This is a genomic window from Pseudomonas sp. PDM31, assembly GCF_019218965.1.
Taxonomy (GTDB): Bacteria; Pseudomonadota; Gammaproteobacteria; order Pseudomonadales; family Pseudomonadaceae; genus Aquipseudomonas.
The window spans coordinates 336,295-354,246 of the sequence record NZ_JAHUWS010000002.1; the positions used below are offsets into that span (position 1 = coordinate 336,295).

Annotated in this window: 18 protein-coding genes; 14 read left to right on the plus strand and 4 right to left on the minus strand. The window is 60.9% G+C overall.

Features of this window, described 5'->3' with window-relative positions; translation table 11 throughout:
* Positions 1 to 51 precede the first annotated feature (51 nt).
* From hemC to KW839_RS04775, 6 genes are all read left to right on the plus strand, one after another.
* A complete protein-coding gene (gene hemC / locus KW839_RS04750; RefSeq protein ID WP_218423591.1) occupies positions 52 to 993 on the plus strand; it encodes a hydroxymethylbilane synthase in 942 nt (313 codons plus the stop codon).
* Entirely contained in the window at positions 990 to 1,757 is a 768-nt protein-coding gene (locus tag KW839_RS04755) for a uroporphyrinogen-III synthase (protein ID WP_218423592.1), read from the plus strand. Before hemC ends, KW839_RS04755 begins: the two co-directional genes overlap by 4 nt.
* 16 nt (positions 1,758 to 1,773) lie before the next feature.
* Entirely contained in the window at positions 1,774 to 2,919 is a 1,146-nt protein-coding gene (locus KW839_RS04760) for a uroporphyrinogen-III C-methyltransferase (protein WP_060542521.1), read from the plus strand.
* A complete protein-coding gene (locus KW839_RS04765) occupies positions 2,916 to 4,154 on the plus strand; it encodes a heme biosynthesis protein HemY (RefSeq protein WP_218423593.1) in 1,239 nt (412 codons plus the stop codon). The genes KW839_RS04760 and KW839_RS04765 overlap by 4 nt, the downstream gene beginning before the upstream one ends.
* A gap of 240 nt (positions 4,155 to 4,394) precedes the next feature.
* A complete protein-coding gene (locus KW839_RS04770; RefSeq protein WP_060542519.1) occupies positions 4,395 to 4,946 on the plus strand; it encodes a disulfide bond formation protein B in 552 nt (183 codons plus the stop codon).
* Between the two features lie 177 nt (positions 4,947 to 5,123).
* Positions 5,124 to 5,582 (plus strand): Rsd/AlgQ family anti-sigma factor, encoded by a 459-nt coding sequence (locus KW839_RS04775; RefSeq protein ID WP_060542518.1) that lies wholly within the window; start codon positions 5,124 to 5,126, stop codon positions 5,580 to 5,582.
* A gap of 59 nt (positions 5,583 to 5,641) precedes the next feature.
* Here KW839_RS04775 and KW839_RS04780 read toward each other — a convergent pair whose 3' ends face one another.
* On the minus strand, positions 5,642 to 6,307 hold the full coding sequence (locus KW839_RS04780) for an FKBP-type peptidyl-prolyl cis-trans isomerase (protein WP_060542517.1): 666 nt from the start codon (positions 6,305 to 6,307) through the stop codon (positions 5,642 to 5,644).
* Positions 6,308 to 6,499: 192 nt separating this feature from the next.
* Here KW839_RS04780 and KW839_RS04785 point away from each other — a divergent pair, with 192 nt between their 5' ends.
* The gene (locus KW839_RS04785) at positions 6,500 to 7,615 is read left to right on the plus strand and encodes an AlgP family protein (protein ID WP_218423594.1); all 1,116 of its coding nucleotides are present in this window, start codon (positions 6,500 to 6,502) and stop codon (positions 7,613 to 7,615) included.
* On the opposite strand, the gene KW839_RS04790 is transcribed toward KW839_RS04785, so the two are convergent.
* A complete protein-coding gene (locus KW839_RS04790) occupies positions 7,612 to 8,076 on the minus strand; it encodes a TIGR02444 family protein (protein ID WP_060542515.1) in 465 nt (154 codons plus the stop codon). The two genes, KW839_RS04785 and KW839_RS04790, sit on opposite strands and share 4 nt — an antisense overlap.
* Positions 8,077 to 8,126: 50 nt before the next feature.
* Here KW839_RS04790 and KW839_RS04795 point away from each other — a divergent pair, with 50 nt between their 5' ends.
* From KW839_RS04795 to KW839_RS04815, 5 genes are all read left to right on the plus strand, one after another.
* Complete coding sequence (locus tag KW839_RS04795; RefSeq protein WP_218423595.1) at positions 8,127 to 10,037, plus strand: ATP-binding cassette domain-containing protein; 1,911 nt, start codon at positions 8,127 to 8,129, stop codon at positions 10,035 to 10,037.
* Entirely contained in the window at positions 10,037 to 10,618 is a 582-nt protein-coding gene (locus KW839_RS04800) for a mechanosensitive ion channel family protein (RefSeq protein ID WP_060542513.1), read from the plus strand. Before KW839_RS04795 ends, KW839_RS04800 begins: the two co-directional genes overlap by 1 nt.
* Before the next feature lie 96 nt (positions 10,619 to 10,714).
* Positions 10,715 to 11,347 (plus strand): homoserine/homoserine lactone efflux protein, encoded by a 633-nt coding sequence (rhtB, locus tag KW839_RS04805; RefSeq protein ID WP_060542512.1) that lies wholly within the window; start codon positions 10,715 to 10,717, stop codon positions 11,345 to 11,347.
* Positions 11,348 to 11,508: 161 nt separating this feature from the next.
* Entirely contained in the window at positions 11,509 to 13,407 is a 1,899-nt protein-coding gene (locus KW839_RS04810) for an FTR1 family protein (RefSeq protein WP_218423596.1), read from the plus strand.
* A gap of 109 nt (positions 13,408 to 13,516) precedes the next feature.
* Positions 13,517 to 13,972, plus strand: a complete 456-nt coding sequence (locus tag KW839_RS04815) for a YaiI/YqxD family protein (RefSeq protein ID WP_060542510.1) — start codon at positions 13,517 to 13,519, stop codon at positions 13,970 to 13,972.
* 118 nt (positions 13,973 to 14,090) lie between these two features.
* Here KW839_RS04815 and elbB read toward each other — a convergent pair whose 3' ends face one another.
* Positions 14,091 to 14,759, minus strand: a complete 669-nt coding sequence (gene elbB / locus KW839_RS04820) for an isoprenoid biosynthesis glyoxalase ElbB (RefSeq protein WP_060542509.1) — start codon at positions 14,757 to 14,759, stop codon at positions 14,091 to 14,093.
* A 115-nt stretch (positions 14,760 to 14,874) separates the two neighbouring features.
* Between elbB and KW839_RS04825 the strand changes: the two genes are divergently transcribed.
* Positions 14,875 to 16,110 (plus strand): sterol desaturase family protein, encoded by a 1,236-nt coding sequence (locus tag KW839_RS04825; RefSeq protein WP_218423597.1) that lies wholly within the window; start codon positions 14,875 to 14,877, stop codon positions 16,108 to 16,110.
* Here the strand turns inward: KW839_RS04825 and KW839_RS04830 are convergent.
* Positions 16,091 to 16,723, minus strand: coding sequence for a DedA family protein (locus KW839_RS04830; protein WP_060542507.1), 633 nt, complete (start codon positions 16,721 to 16,723; stop codon positions 16,091 to 16,093). The two genes, KW839_RS04825 and KW839_RS04830, sit on opposite strands and share 20 nt — an antisense overlap.
* Before the next feature lie 208 nt (positions 16,724 to 16,931).
* On the opposite strand from KW839_RS04830, the gene hemB reads away from it, so the two are divergent.
* Positions 16,932 to 17,945, plus strand: a complete 1,014-nt coding sequence (gene hemB, locus KW839_RS04835) for a porphobilinogen synthase (RefSeq protein ID WP_060542506.1) — start codon at positions 16,932 to 16,934, stop codon at positions 17,943 to 17,945.
* The last annotated feature ends 7 nt before the right edge of the window (positions 17,946 to 17,952 follow it).

Below are 17,952 nucleotides of genomic sequence, written 5' to 3' on the forward strand. Positions count from 1 at the left end.
ATTTGGCTGAGCTGTTATTATCCGCCGTATCTATTCAGTACGGATTGATCCATGTCCACTCGCGAAATCCGCATCGCCACCCGCAAAAGCGCGCTTGCCCTGTGGCAGGCCGAATACGTCAAAGCCCGTCTTGAAGCCGCCCACGCGGGTCTGCTCGTGACCCTGGTGCCCATGGTCAGCCGTGGCGACAAGCTGCTCGACTCGCCGCTGTCGAAAATCGGTGGCAAGGGACTGTTCGTCAAGGAACTGGAAACCGCGCTGTTGGAAAACGAAGCCGACATCGCCGTGCATTCCATGAAAGACGTACCGATGGACTTCCCCGAAGGTCTGGGACTGTTCTGCATTTGCGAGCGTGAAGACCCGCGCGATGCTTTCGTTTCCAACACCTACGCGAGCCTCGATGACTTGCCCGAGGGCAGCATCGTCGGCACCTCCAGTCTGCGCCGTCAGGCCCAGTTACTGACCCGGCGTCCGGATCTGGAAATCCGCTTCCTGCGCGGCAACGTCAATACCCGCCTGGCGAAACTCGATGCCGGTGAATACGACGCCATCATCCTTGCGTCAGCGGGGCTGATTCGCCTGGGCTTTGAAGACCGCATCACCTCGGCCATCAGTGTCGACGACAGCCTGCCGGCCGGCGGGCAGGGTGCGGTGGGCATCGAATGTCGCACTGCCGACAGCGAGATCCATGCCTTGCTGGCACCGCTGCATCACCAGGATACGGCCACCCGCGTGACTGCCGAGCGCGCCCTCAATAAACATTTGAATGGCGGTTGCCAGGTGCCGATCGCCTGTTACGCCGTGCTTGAGGGCGATCAGGTCTGGTTGCGTGGACTGGTAGGCGATCCGAGCGGTGGTCTGCTGCTCAGTGCGCAAGCCCGTGCACCGCGTAGCGATGCCGAGGCGCTGGGCGTGCAAGTTGCTGAAGATCTTCTGAGCCAGGGTGCCGACGATATACTCAAGGCGGTCTATGGCGAGGCAGGCCACGAGTGACCGGTTGGCGCCTGTTGCTGACGCGTCCGGCGGATGAGTCGGCAGCGCTGAGCCGTTTTTTGGCGCAAAACGATATTTTCAGTAGCTGCCTGCCGCTTTTGGACATCGTGCCGATTGCGGCCACTGACACAATGCGCCAGGTGATTCAGACGCTGGATCGTTACTGTGCCGTGATCGTCGTCAGCAAGCCGGCCGCCCGGATCGGTCTTGAACTGCTCAACCAATATTGGCCACAACCACCGCGCATCAAGTGGTTCAGCGTCGGTGCGGCCACCGCGCAGATACTCCAAGAGCGCGGCCTGGACGTCAGCTTTCCCGCCGAGGGTGATGACAGCGAAGCCTTGCTCGAACTTTGCGTATTGCGCCAGGCTATCGCGCAGCCCGATGCGCGCGTGCTGATCCTGCGCGGGGAGGGTGGGCGCGAGTTGCTGGCTGAGCGTTTGCGTGCGCTTGGTGCTAGTGTCGAGTATCTGGAGTTATACCGCCGCGACCTGCCGCAATACCCGCCAGCCGCTCTGCCCCGGCAGATCGAAGCGGAACGCCTGAACGGGCTGGTGGTCAGCAGTGGACAAGGTTTTGAGCATCTGCATCGACTGGCTGGCACTGCGTGGCCACAGTTGGCGCGGTTGCCGGTGTTTGTACCAAGCCCCAGGGTCGCCGAGATGGCCCGTGCCGCCGGGGCTGAAACTGTTGTGGATTGTCGTGGCGCCAATGCCGCGGCCTTGCTGACGGCGTTACGGGAGCACCCCGTGCCCGTTTTCTAACGCAAAGGATGGATACGTGAGCGAAACTGCCTTGCCTAAAGATGACGTCCGGCCAGTGCTTGATGCACCGGTTGATGAAACTCCGCCACCTGCTGCGGTACAGCGCCAGGGCAACGGGCTGGCAATAGTCGCGCTGTTGATTGGTGCTGTCGGTGTCGCGGTGGGCGGCTGGGGTGTCTGGCAGGTACGGCACCTGCAGGCGACCACTCAGCAGCAACTGAGTCGGGTGCAAGCTTTGAGCGACGAGGCGCAAAGCCTCAAGCTCAGCGAGCAGCGCCTGAGTGCACGCCTTGAGCAATTGCCCGGCGTAGATGAGCTGGAAGAGCGTCGCCGTCTGGTGACGCAGCTGCAGGGTGATCAGCAGCGCTTGAATCAGCGCCTGGAAACTGTCCTTGGCGCCAGCCGCAAAGACTGGCGCCTGGCCGAGGCCGAGCACTTGCTGAGACTGGCCAGCCTGCGCCTGTCTGCATTGCAGGACATCAGCAGCGCCCAGGCGTTGGTGCAGGGCGCCGATGAAATTCTGCGCGAGCAAAATGATCCCGGCTCCTTCGCTGCCCGCGAGCAAGTGGCCAAAACCCTGGTGGCCTTGCGCAGCACCGATCAGCCGGATCGCACCGGGCTGTTCCTGCGTCTGGGCGCGCTGCGTGACCAGGTCATCAGCCTCACTGAGCTGGCACCCGAGTACAAGGATCGTGGCGATTCCCTGCTGGGCCTGACTGCCGATGGCGACGGTGCCAGTCGTTGGGCGCAGTGGTGGGATCAGATCTCACGCTATATCCGTATCGATTTCAATGCCGACAAAAATGTTCGCCCCCTGCTGGCCGGTCAAAGCCTGAGCCAGGTGCGCCTGGCCCTGAGCCTGGCGCTGGAGCAGGCGCAATGGGCTGCGCTCAACGGTCAGGCAGCGGTTTACACCCAGGCGCTGGATGAAGCGCGGGACGTACTCCAGGGCAACTTCAACCCGGACAACCCGCAAAGCAAAGTGATGCTTGAGCAGGTTGTTGAATTGAGCAAGCAGCCCGTCTCCGTGATCACACCAGACCTGACCGGCACGCTGAGCGCGGTGCAGGGCTATCTGGAGCGGCGCAACGTCAACGCCGAGGACTCGATCAAGCCAATGGCCAAACCTGCCGCTAATCCTGCGCAGGAGGCCACGCCATGAAACGTCTTTATGTGATCGTGTTTCTCGTTATCGCCGCTACAGCTGCACTCGGGTTGGCGATTGCCGAACATTCCGGTTATGTGCTGGTGGCCTACAAGTCTTTCCGCTATGAGTCGAGCCTGTGGGCAACTTTGGCGCTGGTGGCGGTGTTGTGGCTGGTGGTCTGGAGCATCAAGGCATTGATCGAACTGGTGATGACCTCCAGTGGCGTGGTCAATCCGTGGTCGCGGCGTAATCGAAGTCGCCGGGTGCAAGTGGCGATCGAGCACGGTCAGCTGGATTTGGCCGAGGGGCGCTGGGCCAGCGCGCAACGCCATTTGTCTCGGGCTGCCGAAGCCGAGCGCCAGCCACTGCTTTACTATCTTGGTGCTGCCCGTGCCGCCAACGAACAAGGGCACTATGAGGAAAGCGACAACTTGCTGGAGCGCGCACTCGAGCGTCAACCCCAGGCCGAGTTGGCCATTGCCCTGACTCATGCCCAGTTACAGACGGACCGTGGTGATACGGAAGGCGCGCTGACGACCCTGCAAGCCATGCACGAACGTCATCCCCGTAATGCGCAAGCCCTGCGCCAGTTGCAACGATTGCATCAGCAGCGGGGGGACTGGTCGGCAGTGATCCGTCTGCTGCCGGAGCTGCGCAAAGACAAAGTCTTGCCAGCGTCCGAACTCGCCGATCTGGAACGTCGAGCCTGGGGCGCGAATCTGTCGTTGGCGGCGCAGCGCGAAGAAGATGGAACGGTCGGTTTGCAGTCGCTCGAGCGCGCTTGGCAGCAACTGACTTCGGCCCAGCGTCAGGAACCACAGCTGGTGCTCGCTTATGCTGAGCAGTTGCGTCAACTGGGGGCTCAGGTCGAGGCCGAGGAGGTTCTGCGCACGGCGCTCAAGCGTCAATACAGCAGCCATCTGGCGCGTCTTTACGGTTTGACTCGCGGCGCTGATCCAGCCCGCCAGTTGCAGACTGCCGAAGGCTGGCTGAAGGATCATCCGGCTGATCCGAGCCTTCTGTTGACCCTGGGGCGGCTTTGTCTGCAAAGCAGTTTGTGGGGCAAGGCCCGGGACTATCTGGAGAGCAGCCTGCGTGTGCAGCGTAATCCGGAAGCCTGTGCCGAGCTGGCGCGGCTGCTTGCGCAAATGGGTGATACCGAGCGCAGCAACCAGCTGTTTCAGGAGGGCCTGGGCTTGCTGGATGAACGCTTGCTCGCGGCTCCCTTGCCGGTGCCCGCACGCGCTTGAAGTACGCATTGTTGTAGTAACTGGCGAGTCCGGCGCCAGCTGCTGCAACATTGATGAACGCGTAGGATTTGGACGTTCCCGGGCCTTATCAGAAAAGTCCTACGACAGAACTCCATTAATCCTCTCGCTGTGTCGAGAAATCCGTACGCCTCTGCTGAAGTGTCCCTGACAACCTGCCTTGAAAGGCCGGAGCGCTTTCCTCTACCGTAACTACCGGTCTCAACTGTTACTGGAAAAGCCATGTCTTTGGCCTGCTCACGCTCCTTGTTCTTCATGGCTTTCATTGCGGGTGCCCTGGCGCTGGGTGTTTCCTATTATCTTGAGTACGTGGTCGGTCTGCGGCCCTGTGGCTTGTGTGTGCTGCAGCGGATTTGCCTGGCATTCTTTACGGGTGTCTGCCTGATGGCTTCGGTCCACGGGCCGTCCCGCGTCGGGAGTTTTCTGTACTGGCTGCTCGGACTGTTCTCCAGCCTCGCCGGGACGGTCACGGCAGGGCGGCAAGTATTGCTGCAAAGTGATCCGGCAGCTCACCTGTCGACCTGCTTGCCTGGTCAGGCCGATGCTTTCGCTTCCTCATCGTGGCTGTCTGCGATACGACAAATGTTTGAGGGCACGGTCGATTGTGTGGAAATTTCCTGGACCTTGTTCGATCTGAGCATCGCGGAGTGGAGTTTATTGTTCTTCGTCCCGATGATGATTCTGAGTGTCTATCAGTTGGTGCGCCTCGTCTGGATCAGCTATCAGCGACCGCTCGGCGGCGAGTCGTCGCACCGATCGTTGCGAAGTGATTAAACACTTGTATGAACTTTGTCGCCTGCGTACCTTGAAGCCAGTGTCGCGCGGGCATAATCTGGCCCGCACGTGTCATTGGAATTATGTTGCTCGATGACGCTCTGCCTGACCGCCCACCGATGTGACAAGAGGCGAACGGGCACAGAGCAGCTGACCCACAAGGGAAGAGAGATCACCATGCTCGAAAGTTGTCAGAATGCTCAGGAACGCTGGGGCGGAGTGCACCTGCTTATCGACCGCTGGTTGCAGGAGCGCAAGGAGCTGATCGATGCATACGACAAGCTCGGAGCCGATCCGCAGGCACTGTCCACGAATCGAAAGCACTTGCAGGAGTTCTGCGGCGTGCTGGTCGATTACGTGTCGGCGGGGCATTTCGAGATCTACGAACAGCTGACAGGGGAGGCCAAGGCCTTCAATGACAAGCGTGGTCTGGAGCTCGCCGAGACTCTCTACCCGCGCATCGATGTCATCACCGAAAAGCTGCTCGCATTCAACGACCTTTGCGATGAAGGCAAATGCGTCGTCGAAAAATTCAAGGAACTGGGCGGGCTGTTGCACGAACGCTTCGAACTGGAAGACTGTCTGATCGAAGTGCTGCACACCGCTCACAAGGAAGTCGATTCGGTTCAGGCCTGAATCGTTTCCCGCAAGCTCCGGGAACGGCGTGCCACGGCACGCCGTTTTCATATCTGCAGTCAGCTGGTTGCGCCGCGCAATTCGACTTCGAATATCAGCGGAGTGAAGGGGGCAATGACGTCGCCGGCACCGTCGGCGCCGTAGGCTTGAGCCGAAGGAATGACCAGTCGCCATTTCGCCCCTGTCGGCATGTTTTGCAGTGCGCTTCGCCATCCTGCAATCACACTGTCGAGACTGAACCATTGGGGTTGATTGTTCTGGTCGAAAACCGTGCCGTCAGGCAAGCGACCAATGTACAGAACTTGTACCTTGCCATTGGGGCCTGCCTTGGGACCATTGCCTGGCGACAGCTCGGTCAACAGCACACCATCTGCCAACTCACGCACGCCTGGCCTGGCTTTTTCTTCGGCAAGAAAACGGTGCTCTTTTTCCAGCGCCGCTTCGCTCTGCGGTTCAGCTGACGGCATGGATACCCGGGCTTCATGCTCCGTCAGGATCTGTTCGATCTGCTCGTCTTTCAGGGCCAGTGGCTTGCCCTGATAGGCTTGTTGCAGGCCTTCGATCAGAGCCTGAAGTTGCAGGTCCGGTGCCTCCAGGCGCAAGCGCTCACCGAGGCTGGCGCCCAGGCTGTAAGCGAGATCGTGAGCTTCTTTTTCCGGGGTGTTTTCGACTGCCTGGGCTACCGAAAAAAACACGCACAGCGATAAAAACAGGTAGCGCGACATGGGCAATCTCCGATCTGAAATGCGAGCGATTATGCCAGTGTGAAGGAGCGCTACGGTGAACTGCTTTTGCGTTGGCGAAGAAGTTTTCCGGTCCGTTGCAACACAACGCTTTCGATAGTGTCAACATGCCCTAGCGGCGGTTGCAGCAGAGGTCTAGTATGAGCCGCACTCACTTCAGCCAGGAGGTAAACCATGTCGGCCACCAAGAAGCCAGTAAACACTCCGTTGCACTTGCTCCAACAACTCTCGAGCAGCTTGCTCGAGCATCTGGAAACCGCTTGTTCCGAAGCCTTGGCTGATGCTGAAAAATTGCTCGCCAAGCTGGAAAAGCAGCGTGGAAAAGCGCAAGAAAAACTGCATAAGTCCCGCACCAAATTGCAGGACGCTGCGGCAGCCGGCAAAGCCAAGGCACAAGCCAAAGCCAAGGGGGCGGTGACCGATCTCGAGGAGTTGCTTGATGCTCTCAAAGATCGTCAGTCGGAAACTCGTGGCTACATCCTGCAACTCAAACGCGATGCTCAAGAAAGCCTGAAACTGGCCCAGGGCGTCGGTCGTGTACAAGAGGCTGTCGGCAAGGTGTTGTCCCTGCGAGCGGCCAAACCTGCTGCGGCACCTGCGAAGAAAGCCGCTGCCAAGCCCGCTGCTGCGAAAGCACCGGCCAAGCCTGCTGCTGCAAAACCTGCAGCTGCCAAGCCGGTAGCTAAAACTGCCGCAGCCAAACCTGCTGCCAAACCGGCTGCGAGAAAACCGGCTGCTGCCAGCGCTGCAAAACCTGCGGCTAAAACCACGGCTGCCAAACCAGCCGCCGCACGACCTGCCGCAGCAAGAGCCACTGCTGTCAAGCCACCTGTGGCTAAAACCGCCGCCGCTAAACCGGCTGCAAAACCGGCCGCTAAACCAGCTGCCCGCACCGCTGCGGCGAAACCTGCTGCCAAGCCGGCTGCAAAACCGGTCGCTGTAAAACCAGCAGCTAAACCTGCGGCAAAAGCGGCTGCCAAACCTGCTGCAAAACCCGCCGCTAAACCAGCTGCAGCGAAACCAGCTGTTGCCGCCAAGCCTGCCGCTGCCAAGCCAGCCGCCAAACCGGCTGCTGCAAAACCCGCAGCGAAACCCGCAGCGAAACCTGCAGCGAAACCTGCAGTGAAGAAACCGGTTGCCGCCAAGCCAGCCAGCGCGCCGGTTGCCAAGCCAGCCAACCCGGCCCCGGCAGCAACGTCTGCTCTGGCAGCAGCCACCTCGACAGCCACGCCAGCGCCAACGCCGGCCGCCGCATCGATCGCAGCAACGACCCCAACCAGCGCTTCCTAAGTGCCGGTTACCGCGACTCGCAGCTGATGCAGCGCGTCGCGGTGCAGGTGGGCGGCCTCGGCCGCCGCACCTTCCAGCCAGGCCGATAGATCGGCCCCGGCATTTTGCGGCCAACTCTGCGCCGCTCTCTCCAGCCGCAACAACAGATGCCGTTCGGCTTCCAGCTCCAGCGCCTTCACTTGTTCACGCAGGCTTTGCAAATCGGCGTCTTGCGTGGCCGCGGCCTTCCACTGTGTGCGCAAGGCGCGTAACGGGCGCACGACGTCGGTGTCCCACGAGACAGCTACACTGCGCAGTTGCTGCAAGCGCTGCTCTTCGCAGGCCACGCCTCGTTGTCCCAACCACGCACTACACAGCAGCAGGCACACATTGGCACCCGCCGATTGCAATTGCAGGCATGCCTGCTCAACACCCGGATGGGCATAAGTGGTCAGGGAAAAGCTCCACAGGTCAGAGGACATAGTGCTACTCGCGCCAGTTGCGAGCGAAGCTGGTAGACTCCGCCGCCATTATGATTCGACTTCAGAACCTGACTTTACAGCGTGGCCCGCAACGTCTGCTAGAAGACGCCGAGCTGACCCTGCACGCCGGCCAGAAAGCCGGCCTTATCGGTGCCAACGGCGCCGGCAAATCGAGCCTGTTCGCCTTGCTCAGGGGCGAACTGCACCCTGACTCGGGTGATTGCTTCCTGCCGGCCGACTGGCGTATCGCCCACATGCGCCAGGAGGTCGACACTCTCGAGCGCCTGGCGGTCGACTACGTGCTCGATGGCGACCTGCGCCTGCGCCAGGTGCAACGCGACCTGGCAGCAGCCGAAGCGGCCCATGACGGTGCCGCACAGGCCCGCTACCACTCCGAGCTCGATAGCGCCGACGGTTACACCGCCGACGCAAGGGCTCGCAAGCTGCTGGCCGGCCTGGGCTTCACCAACGAGCAGATGGATCGCCAGGTCGGAGATTTCTCCGGTGGCTGGCGGATGCGCCTGAACCTGGCGCAGGCCTTGATGTGTCCTTCGGACCTGCTGCTGCTCGACGAACCGACCAACCACTTGGACCTCGACGCCATCATCTGGCTCGAAGAGTGGCTCAAGAGCTATCCCGGCACTCTGATGCTGATTTCCCACGACCGGGATTTCCTCGATGCCGTGGTCGATCACGTGGCCCACGTCGATCAGCGCAAGATCACCCTCTATCGCGGTGGCTACAGCGCCTTTGAACGCGCCCGCGCCGAACGTCTGGCCCAGCAACAGCAGGCCTACGAGAAGCAACAGGTGCAACGTGCGCACATGGAAAGCTACATCGCCCGTTTCAAGGCCCAGGCAACCAAGGCCCGTCAGGCCCAGAGCCGGATCAAGGCCCTGGAGCGGATGGAGGAGCTGACCGCGGCCCACGTCGATTCGCCGTTCGACTTCGTTTTCCGCGAGTCGCAGAAGATTTCCAGCCCGCTGATCGACCTGTCCGATGCGCGCTTGGGCTACGGCGACAAAACCGTGCTGGAGAAGGTCAAGCTGCAACTGACCCCCGGCGCGCGAATTGGCCTGCTCGGCCCTAACGGCGCCGGTAAGTCGACCCTGATCAAGAACCTCGCCGGAGAGCTTGAACCGCTGGCTGGCCGCTTGACCCGTGGCGAGAACACCGTCGTGGGCTACTTTGCCCAGCACCAGCTCGACTCGCTGGACGCCAAGGCCAGCCCGTTGCTGCACCTGCAGCGCCTGGCACCGACCGAGCGCGAACAGACCCTGCGCGACTTCCTGGGTGGCTTCGACTTCCGCGGCGCGCGCATCGATGAACCGGTTCTGAACTTTTCCGGTGGCGAGAAGGCCCGTCTGGCGTTGGCACTGATCGCCTGGGACCGGCCGAACCTGCTGCTGCTCGACGAACCGACCAACCACCTGGACCTGGAGATGCGCCTGGCCCTGACCATGGCCTTGCAGGAATTCAGTGGTGCGGTGCTGGTGGTTTCCCACGATCGTCACTTGCTCAAAAGCACCACCGATAACTTCTTCCTGGTGGCCGACGGCAAGGTCGAAGAGTTCGATGGCGACCTCGAAGACTACACCCGTTGGCTGGTGGATTATCGTCAGCGCAATGCGCCGGTCAGCACCACGCCGGTCAATCCGGACAAGACCGACAAGAAGGCCCAGCGTCAGGCTGCGGCTGCCTTGCGCCAGCAACTGGCTCCGCACAAGCGTGAAGCGGAAAAGCTCGAAGCCGAACTGGGCAAGCTGCATGAGAAGCTCGCGAAGATCGACACCAGCCTTGGCGACAGTGATATCTACGAGCCTGCGCGCAAGAACGAATTGCGCGATCTGCTGGCCGAACAGGCCAAACTGAAAGTGCGTGAAGCAGAGTTGGAAGAAGCCTGGATGGAAGCCTTGGAACTGCTTGAGAGCATGCAGGCGGAGCTGGAGACGTTGTCCTGATGGATGCCTTCAGATTGCCTCTGCCGCAGGTTTGGGTCGAGCCGATCTGGCTCGGCGTGCAGATCCTGATGATCCTGCTGGCCGGCTACCTCGCCCAGCGGTTCGTTGCCAAGGGCCTGACTCGACTGGGCGAGCGCTATCCGTTTCCGCCGCAGTTGCTGATGCCGCTGCGTGGCGGCCTGCGCTGGCTGATCATGGGCAGCGCGTTGATCTTCGTGCTGGAACGCCTCGGGGTGTCGGCGACGGTGCTCTGGACTGCCTTGTCCGGTTTCGTGGCGGTGGCCGCGGTAGCGTTTTTCGCCATGTGGAGCGTGCTCTCCAACCTGCTCTGCGCGATCCTGATCTTCACCGTTGGCCCGTTTCGCCTCGGCGATGTGGTCGAACTGGTGGACACCACCGACAAACCCGGCGTGAAGGGGCGGGTGGTGGCGATCAATCTGCTTTACACCACGCTGATCGAAGCTGAAGAGCTTGGCACTGGCAGTGCCATGGTCCAGGTGCCCAATAGCCTGTTCTTCCAGCGCTCGGTACGGCGCTGGCGCGGCAGTGACGTGTTCCCTGCGAGCGGTTTCGAGAAGTAGCCGCATATTCGACCAATTCCTACAAAAAAGTCGTAGTCAACTTTCCAAAGCCGCATTAGCTTAGACGTCTGTGACGTGTAAGAGCCGAGGTGTGCGATGGAGCTTGAAACGTGGCTGGCGTTTTTTGCCGCCTGTTGGTTGATCAGTTTTACTCCCGGTGCCGGTGCTATCGCATCGATGTCCAGCGGTCTTCAATACGGCTTCTGGCGCGGGTACTGGAATGCGCTGGGCCTGCAACTGGGTCTGGCGTTGCAGATCGCGATTGTCGGTGCCGGCGTGGGCGCGATCCTCGCTGCTTCGGCTACGGCCTTCTATGCGATCAAGTGGTTTGGTGTGGCGTACCTGGTTTACCTCGGGGTCAAGCAATGGCGCGCGCTGCCAAGTGACATGAGCGATGATTCGGCCGTGCGCCCAATGGGCAAGCCGCTGGTCCTGGTGTTCCGGGGCTTCCTGGTGAACATGAGCAACCCCAAGGCTCTGGTGTTCATGCTGGCGGTGTTGCCGCAGTTCATCGACCCGCATGCGCCGCTGCTGGCTCAGTACCTGATCATCGGCGCTACCATGGTGACCGTGGACCTGATCGTCATGGCCGGTTACACCGGGCTTGCATCCAGAGTGCTGCGTCTGCTGCGCACACCCCAGCAGCAGAAACGCATGAACCGGACCTTTGCCGGTCTGTTCATCGGTGCGGCGGCTTTCATGGCCACGCTGCGCAAAGCCACGGTGTAAAACTGTCAGGTATAAATAAGGCGACCCTTGTGGTCGCCTTTTTCGTTGCCGGCATCAGCGCGCGGTCACGACTGTCGAAACAAGAAAGACCGACAAAGCTTGAGTGAAAGCCGTTGGAAGTGAACAATATGTTACTTCGTATTTCCAATTGAGATTCATTCATGATTGCCCCATCCCGTTTCCTGGCCTGGTTGCTGCTGCCGCTGTTCGCGTCGTGCAGCTTTCAACTGCTGGCCGACACCGTCGATGGCGCGCCGCAGGCGTTGCATTTGCTCGATTACATCAGCGCGGATTACCCGGACACTGTGCAAGCTGGCAGCATCACCAACCAGACCGGGTACCGCGCGCAGCAAGAGTCGATCAAAACCCTGGAAGACCTGGTCGCAGGCATGCCGGACAAACCGGAAAAGGCCGCGCTGGAGCAGGGGGTGGCCGGCTTGCTGAGTGCAGTCAGTGCCCGTCAGGACGGCACCGATGTGGCTCGCCAGGCTCGGCAACTGGGTGCGAAACTGGCGGTCGCCTATGAAGTCAGCCAGGCGCCTATCATTACGCCGGACCCAACCCGCGGCGCGCCGCTTTACGCTCAGCATTGCTCGGTTTGCCATGGCGCCGCAGGTGCCGGCGACGGCCCGGCGGGAGTCGGCCTGACGCCCCCACCCTCCAATCTGCGTGATACCTCACGTCTGGATCGTCTGAGCCTTTACGCCATCTACGGCGCCGTTGGCCTGGGGGTCGAAGGTACTGACATGCCGGCCTTCGGCGATCAACTGGATGAGCGTCAGCGTTGGGACCTGGCCACCTACATCGCCAGCTTCAGCGTCGACCTGGCCAATGCCAGCAGCGACAAAACCTACAACATCGCCGACCTTGCCCGTCAGACTCCGGCAGAAGTGCAGGGCGCCGAAGGTCCGCAGGCGGCGGCGACGTTCCGTGCACAGCGTTCGCAACCGCCGCAGGTCAAGCGTGGCCCGGGGCAGTTGCTCGATTACACCGCTGCGACCCTGGACAAGAGCATTGCGGCGTACCGCGCCGGTGACCACGATCAAGCCTATGACCTGTCGGTGGCGGCATACCTCGAAGGTTTCGAACTGGTTGAAAGCTCGCTGGATAACGTCGATGCCACCGTGCGCAAAGACACCGAAAAATCGCTTATGGCGTACCGCCAGTCATTGCAGGACGGCCTGCCGGTTTCCGAGGTCGAGCAGCGTCTGGAGGAGGCCAAGGCCAAGTTGAAAGTGTCTGCCGGGTTGCTGGGCAGCGACGGTTTGAGCTGGTCCCTGAGCTACATTTCCGGCCTGCTGATTCTGCTGCGCGAAGGCCTGGAAGCGATTCTCGTGCTGGCAGCCATCCTTGCCTTCCTGCGCAACACCGGGCAGCAGTCGGCAGTGCGCAGCGTCAACGTCGGTTGGGGCCTGGCGTTGCTGGCCGGCCTGGGGACCTGGGCGCTGGCAGCGTATGTGATCGATGTCAGCGGTTCGCAACGCGAGTTGCTTGAAGGTGCGACAGCCTTGTTTGCCGCCGTCATGGTGCTCTGGCTCGGCGTGTGGATGCACGACCGTCGCCACGCGGCAGCCTGGCAGGATTACATCAAGAGCAGTCTGGTGGGCGGCGGGGGGCGTTTCGGTTTCGCGACCTTGGCCTTCTTCTCGGTGTATCGCGAGCTGTTCGAGGTGATTCTGTTCTACGAAACCCTGTGGCTGCAGGCAGGTCCGGCGGGGCACAACGCGGTACTGGCCGGTGGTGCGACGGCGCTGGTGCTGCTGGTTGTGCTGGCCTGGGTGATTTTGCGTGGTTCGGCGAAGCTGCCGTTGTCGTTGTTCTTCAGCATCAACGCCGGCCTGCTGTGCGCGTTGTCGGTGGTGTTCGCCGGGCACGGCGTGAAGGCATTGCAGGAAGCGGGGATCTTTGGAACGCGGCCGGTGCCGTTCTTTGAGTTCGACTGGCTGGGGATCCACGCGGATGCGTATTCGTTGAGTGCCCAGGCCGTGGCGATCATTGCGATCATCGTGCTGTATGGTCGTAGTTGGGTAGCTGAGAAGCGGCGGGTGCAGGTTTCTTAAACAGCATTCGCTGCGCTCACATTCGCGGGCAAGCCACGCTCCCACAGGTTTAGCGTTAACCTGTAGGGGCGTGGCTTGCCCGTGGTGCTTTCAGATGAGGAAAAAACACATGCGTGTCTGGATCGATGCCGACGCCTGCCCCCGGGCAGCCAAGGACCTGGTGGTGAAGTTCGCCCTCAAACGTCAGTTCGAAGTGGTGCTGGTGGCCGGGCAGCCGCAGATCAAGCCGAGCCTGGCGCTGGTCAAATTGATCGTGGTGCCCAGTGGTCCGGATGCGGCCGATGATTACCTGGTGGAGCACGCGGTTCCCGGTGAGCTGGTGATCTGCAGCGATGTGCCGCTGGCCGACCGTCTGGTCAAGAAAGGCGTGGCCGCACTGGATCCGCGGGGCAAGGAATTCGATGCGCAGAACATGGGAGACCGGCTCGCGGTGCGCAACCTGTTCACCGATTTGCGCGAACAGGGGCAAATGAGCGGGGGGCCGGCGCCGTTTGGCGAGCGGGAAAAACAGGCGTTTGCCAATGCGCTGGACCGAATTCTTACCCGGCTATCACGCAAGCCTTGAGAACTGCATTGAACCCCTGTGGGAGCTGGCTTTCCAGCGATAGCGATCTAACGTCCAGCATCTATGTTGAATCGGCGGGCGCCATCGCTGGCAAGCCAGCTCCTACAGTGTATGTGTGTCAGGCATCATTTTCGTGGGTCAGTTCTAGCACGCGGTCGACCAGTTTGTTGATCCCGGTTGCGGCCTCGCTGATGCTTTGCGCCAGCATGTACGCCGGAGTGCTGACCAGCTTGCGTGCCTTGTCTTCGACAATGTCACTGACCGCGCAGTCGGTGTGAGTCGCGCCCATTTTGTTCATTGCGGCGGCCGTGTCAGTGTCGTTGCCGATGGTGCAGGTCACGCCGGGGCCGTAGATTTTTGCCGCCAGGGCCGGCGAGATGCACATCAGCCCGACCGGTTTGCCGGCCTCGGCAAAGGCTTCGGTCAAAGCCAGGACATCGGGTTGTACGCTACAGGCGGCGCCTTCGCTGGCGAAGTTGGAAAGATTCTTGGCCGAACCGAAACCTCCGGGCACGATCAGGGCGTCGAAGTCTTCGACGTTCGCGTCACGGATATCCTTGACGTTGCCCCGGGCGATGCGCGCCGATTCCACCAGCACGTTGCGCGACTCGGGCATCTGCTCGCCGGTCAGGTGATTGATCACATGCATCTGTGCGATGTCCGGTGCAAAACACTGCACCTGAGCACCGCGTTGGTCCAGACGCAGCAAGGTGATGACGCTCTCGTGGAGCTCGGCGCCGTCGTACACGCCACAACCGGAAAGGATCACTGCAACTTTTTTGCTCATGGGCTTTTCTCCAGATTCATGGCGCTAAATGTCCACTAATTTGTCACTCGTTGCCATAGGGTAAATTCGCGGCTACACATACGATCAGCCCTCTGGAATCCGATCGGGACGCATCATGGACTTCATTCTGTATGCGGTGCCGTTTTTCTTCGTGCTGATCGCCATCGAATTGCTGGCTGACCGTTGGCGCGGAGTGCGCAACTATCGGCTCGCGGACTCGATCAACAGCATCAGTGCCGGCGTGCTGTCGACCACCACTGGCCTGCTGACCAAGGGTGTGGGACTGCTGACCTACGGGTTTGCGCTCAAGCACCTGGCACTGTTCGAGCTGTCGGTCGACAGTGTCTGGGTCTGGCTGTTCGCCTTCGTGTTTTACGACTTCTGTTATTACTGGCTGCACCGCATGGGGCATGAGCGCAACATCCTCTGGGCCGCCCATTCGGTGCACCACCAGAGCGAGGACTACAACCTCTCCACGGCGTTGCGCCAGACCAGCAGCGGTTTTCTGCTGAGCTGGATTTTCTATCTGCCGATGGCGGTGTTCGGTGTGCCTTTGCTGGTGTTCGTCAGTGTCGCGGCGCTGAACCTGCTGTACCAGTTCTGGGTGCACACCCGGCACATTCCCAAGCTCGGCTGGTTCGAGTGGTTTTTCGTCACACCTTCCAATCATCGGGCCCACCATGCACAGAACGCTCTCTACATGGATCGCAACTACGGCGGTGTGTTCATTATTTGGGACCGTCTGTTTGGGTCATTCCAGGAAGAAGACGACAACGAGCCGGTTGTTTTTGGCGTGACCACGCCACTGGCGAGCTGGAACCCGCTGTGGGCGAACGTACAGTTCTACGTGCAGTTATGGGCGGACGCACGACGTGCCGAGCGCTTGTGGGACAAGCTGCGAATCTGGTTCATGCGCACCGGCTGGCGGCCGGCGGACGTCGCTGCCAAATACCCGATGAGTAAGCCGGACCTGAGTCAGTTCCGCAAATTCGAGGTGGCGCTGGACCCCAGGCAGCAGCTTTATGTCTTGCTGCAGTTCTGCGTCTACATCGCTCTTGGCAGCTATGTTATGAATCTGCAGGCGCACTTGCCGACGGCCGCCCTGGTGCTGGGCTGGGGAGCCGTGGCATGGGGATTGTTCGTGCTGGGTGTGGCGCTGGAGAGTCGCCCCTGGGCGTTGAAGCTGGAACTGCTGCGGCTGGCGTCGAACGTGCCGCTGATGTGGCTGGCGCCGCTGGTCGGGCTGTGGCCGGCCAGCGTGGTGGGCTGGGTCGGCCTGCTCAGTTACAGCCTGGTGAGCGGTATCGGTCTCTACTGCTGCAGAAACCGCATCACTCGGTGGGCGTCGTAGGGCCGTCGACTTTGGTTTGTTTGGCCTTGAGGGCTTGTTCGTCGGCGTAGATCTTTCTGGCCAGACGGGCATTTTTGAAGCGACGACGCAGCCACAGCACCAGACCCAGTACCAGCAGCGCGCCGAGCACCCACAGCTCGTACTTCTTGACGCTGCCCAGCATGCCCTCGAGCACCGCGCCGAAGTGATAGGCGGCAGCGGCCAGCGCCGACGCCCAGATCGCCGCACCAATGCCGTTGAGCAGCAGATAGCGTCCCGGTGGATAGCCCGACAAGCCGATTGCTACCGGCATGACCGTGCGCAAGCCATAAACGAAGCGGAAACTCAGCACCCAGATGTCCGGGTGCCGGCGGATGTGCTCCAGCGCCCGGTCGCCCATCATTTGCCAGCGGGGTTTGCGTGCCAGCAATTTGCGCCCGTGCTTGCGTCCCAGGAAGTACCACAGCTGATCGCCGGCATAGCTGCCGAAGAAGGCCACGACCACCACCAGGTTGATGTCCATGTATCCACGGAACGCGAGGAAGCCCGCGAGTACCAGGATGGTTTCGCCTTCGAAGAACGTGCCGAGAAACAAGGCAAAATAGCCGAAGTCCTGCAGGAATTGTTGGAGCATTGTCTGGGTGCTGGCGAAATGAACGCGCAGCCTAACCCTTCGGACACATTCATGAAAGTGTCCAAATGTGTCTCGACGTGAACATTTCCTACAACGACAATGGAATGCGACTACCTGTCACATGGGTGCACATAACTGTAATACGTTAGTCATAATGGTCGCTTATAACTGTCACGCTCGCCCGTAAGCGCGGGCTCAGGAGTCTGCCGTGAGCTTTACCCCCGCCAACCGCTTGTTCCCTGCAACCCGCCTGCGCCGCAATCGTCGTGATGATTTTTCGCGTCGTCTAGTCCGTGAAAACGTTCTGACTGTCGATGACCTGATCCTGCCGGTGTTTGTGCTGGACGGTGAAAATCGTCGCGAAGCCGTGGCCTCGATGCCGGGCGTCGAACGTCTGACCATCGATCTGCTGCTCGAAGAAGCCGCGAAGTGGGTCGAGCTGGGGATTCCTGCGCTGGCGCTGTTCCCGGTCACGCCGACAGAGCTCAAGTCGCTGGACGCCGCAGAGGCCTGGAACCCTGAAGGCATTGCCCAGCGCGCCACCCGTGCCCTGCGTGCCCGCTTCCCCGAGCTGGGAGTGATCACCGACGTCGCCCTGGACCCATTTACCACCCACGGTCAGGACGGCATCCTCGACGAAGAAGGCTACGTGCAGAACGACATCACCGTCGACGCGCTGGTCAGGCAAGCCCTCTCCCATGCTGAGGCAGGCGCGCAGGTAGTGGCGCCGTCGGACATGATGGACGGCCGCATCCAGGCTATCCGCGAGGCGCTTGAAGTGGCCGGTCATGTAAACGTGCGCATCATGGCCTACTCGGCGAAGTACGCCAGTGCCTATTATGGGCCGTTCCGTGACGCCGTCGGCTCTGCGCTGAACCTGGGCAAGGCCAACAAGGCCTCCTATCAGATGGACCCGGCCAACAGCAACGAAGCCCTGCACGAAGTGGCGGCGGACTTGTCAGAAGGCGCGGACATGGTCATGGTCAAGCCAGGCATGCCGTATCTGGACATCCTCTGCCGGGTCAAAGAAGAATTCAAAGTGCCGACTTTTGTTTACCAGGTCAGCGGCGAGTACGCCATGCACATGGCGGCGATCCAGAATGGCTGGTTGAGCGAAGGGGTTATCCTCGAATCCCTGACCGCTTTTAAACGTGCAGGCGCTGATGGCATCCTGACGTACTTTGCCGTTCGCGCAGCTCAATTGTTACGAGAGCAGAAATAGCCCTCCC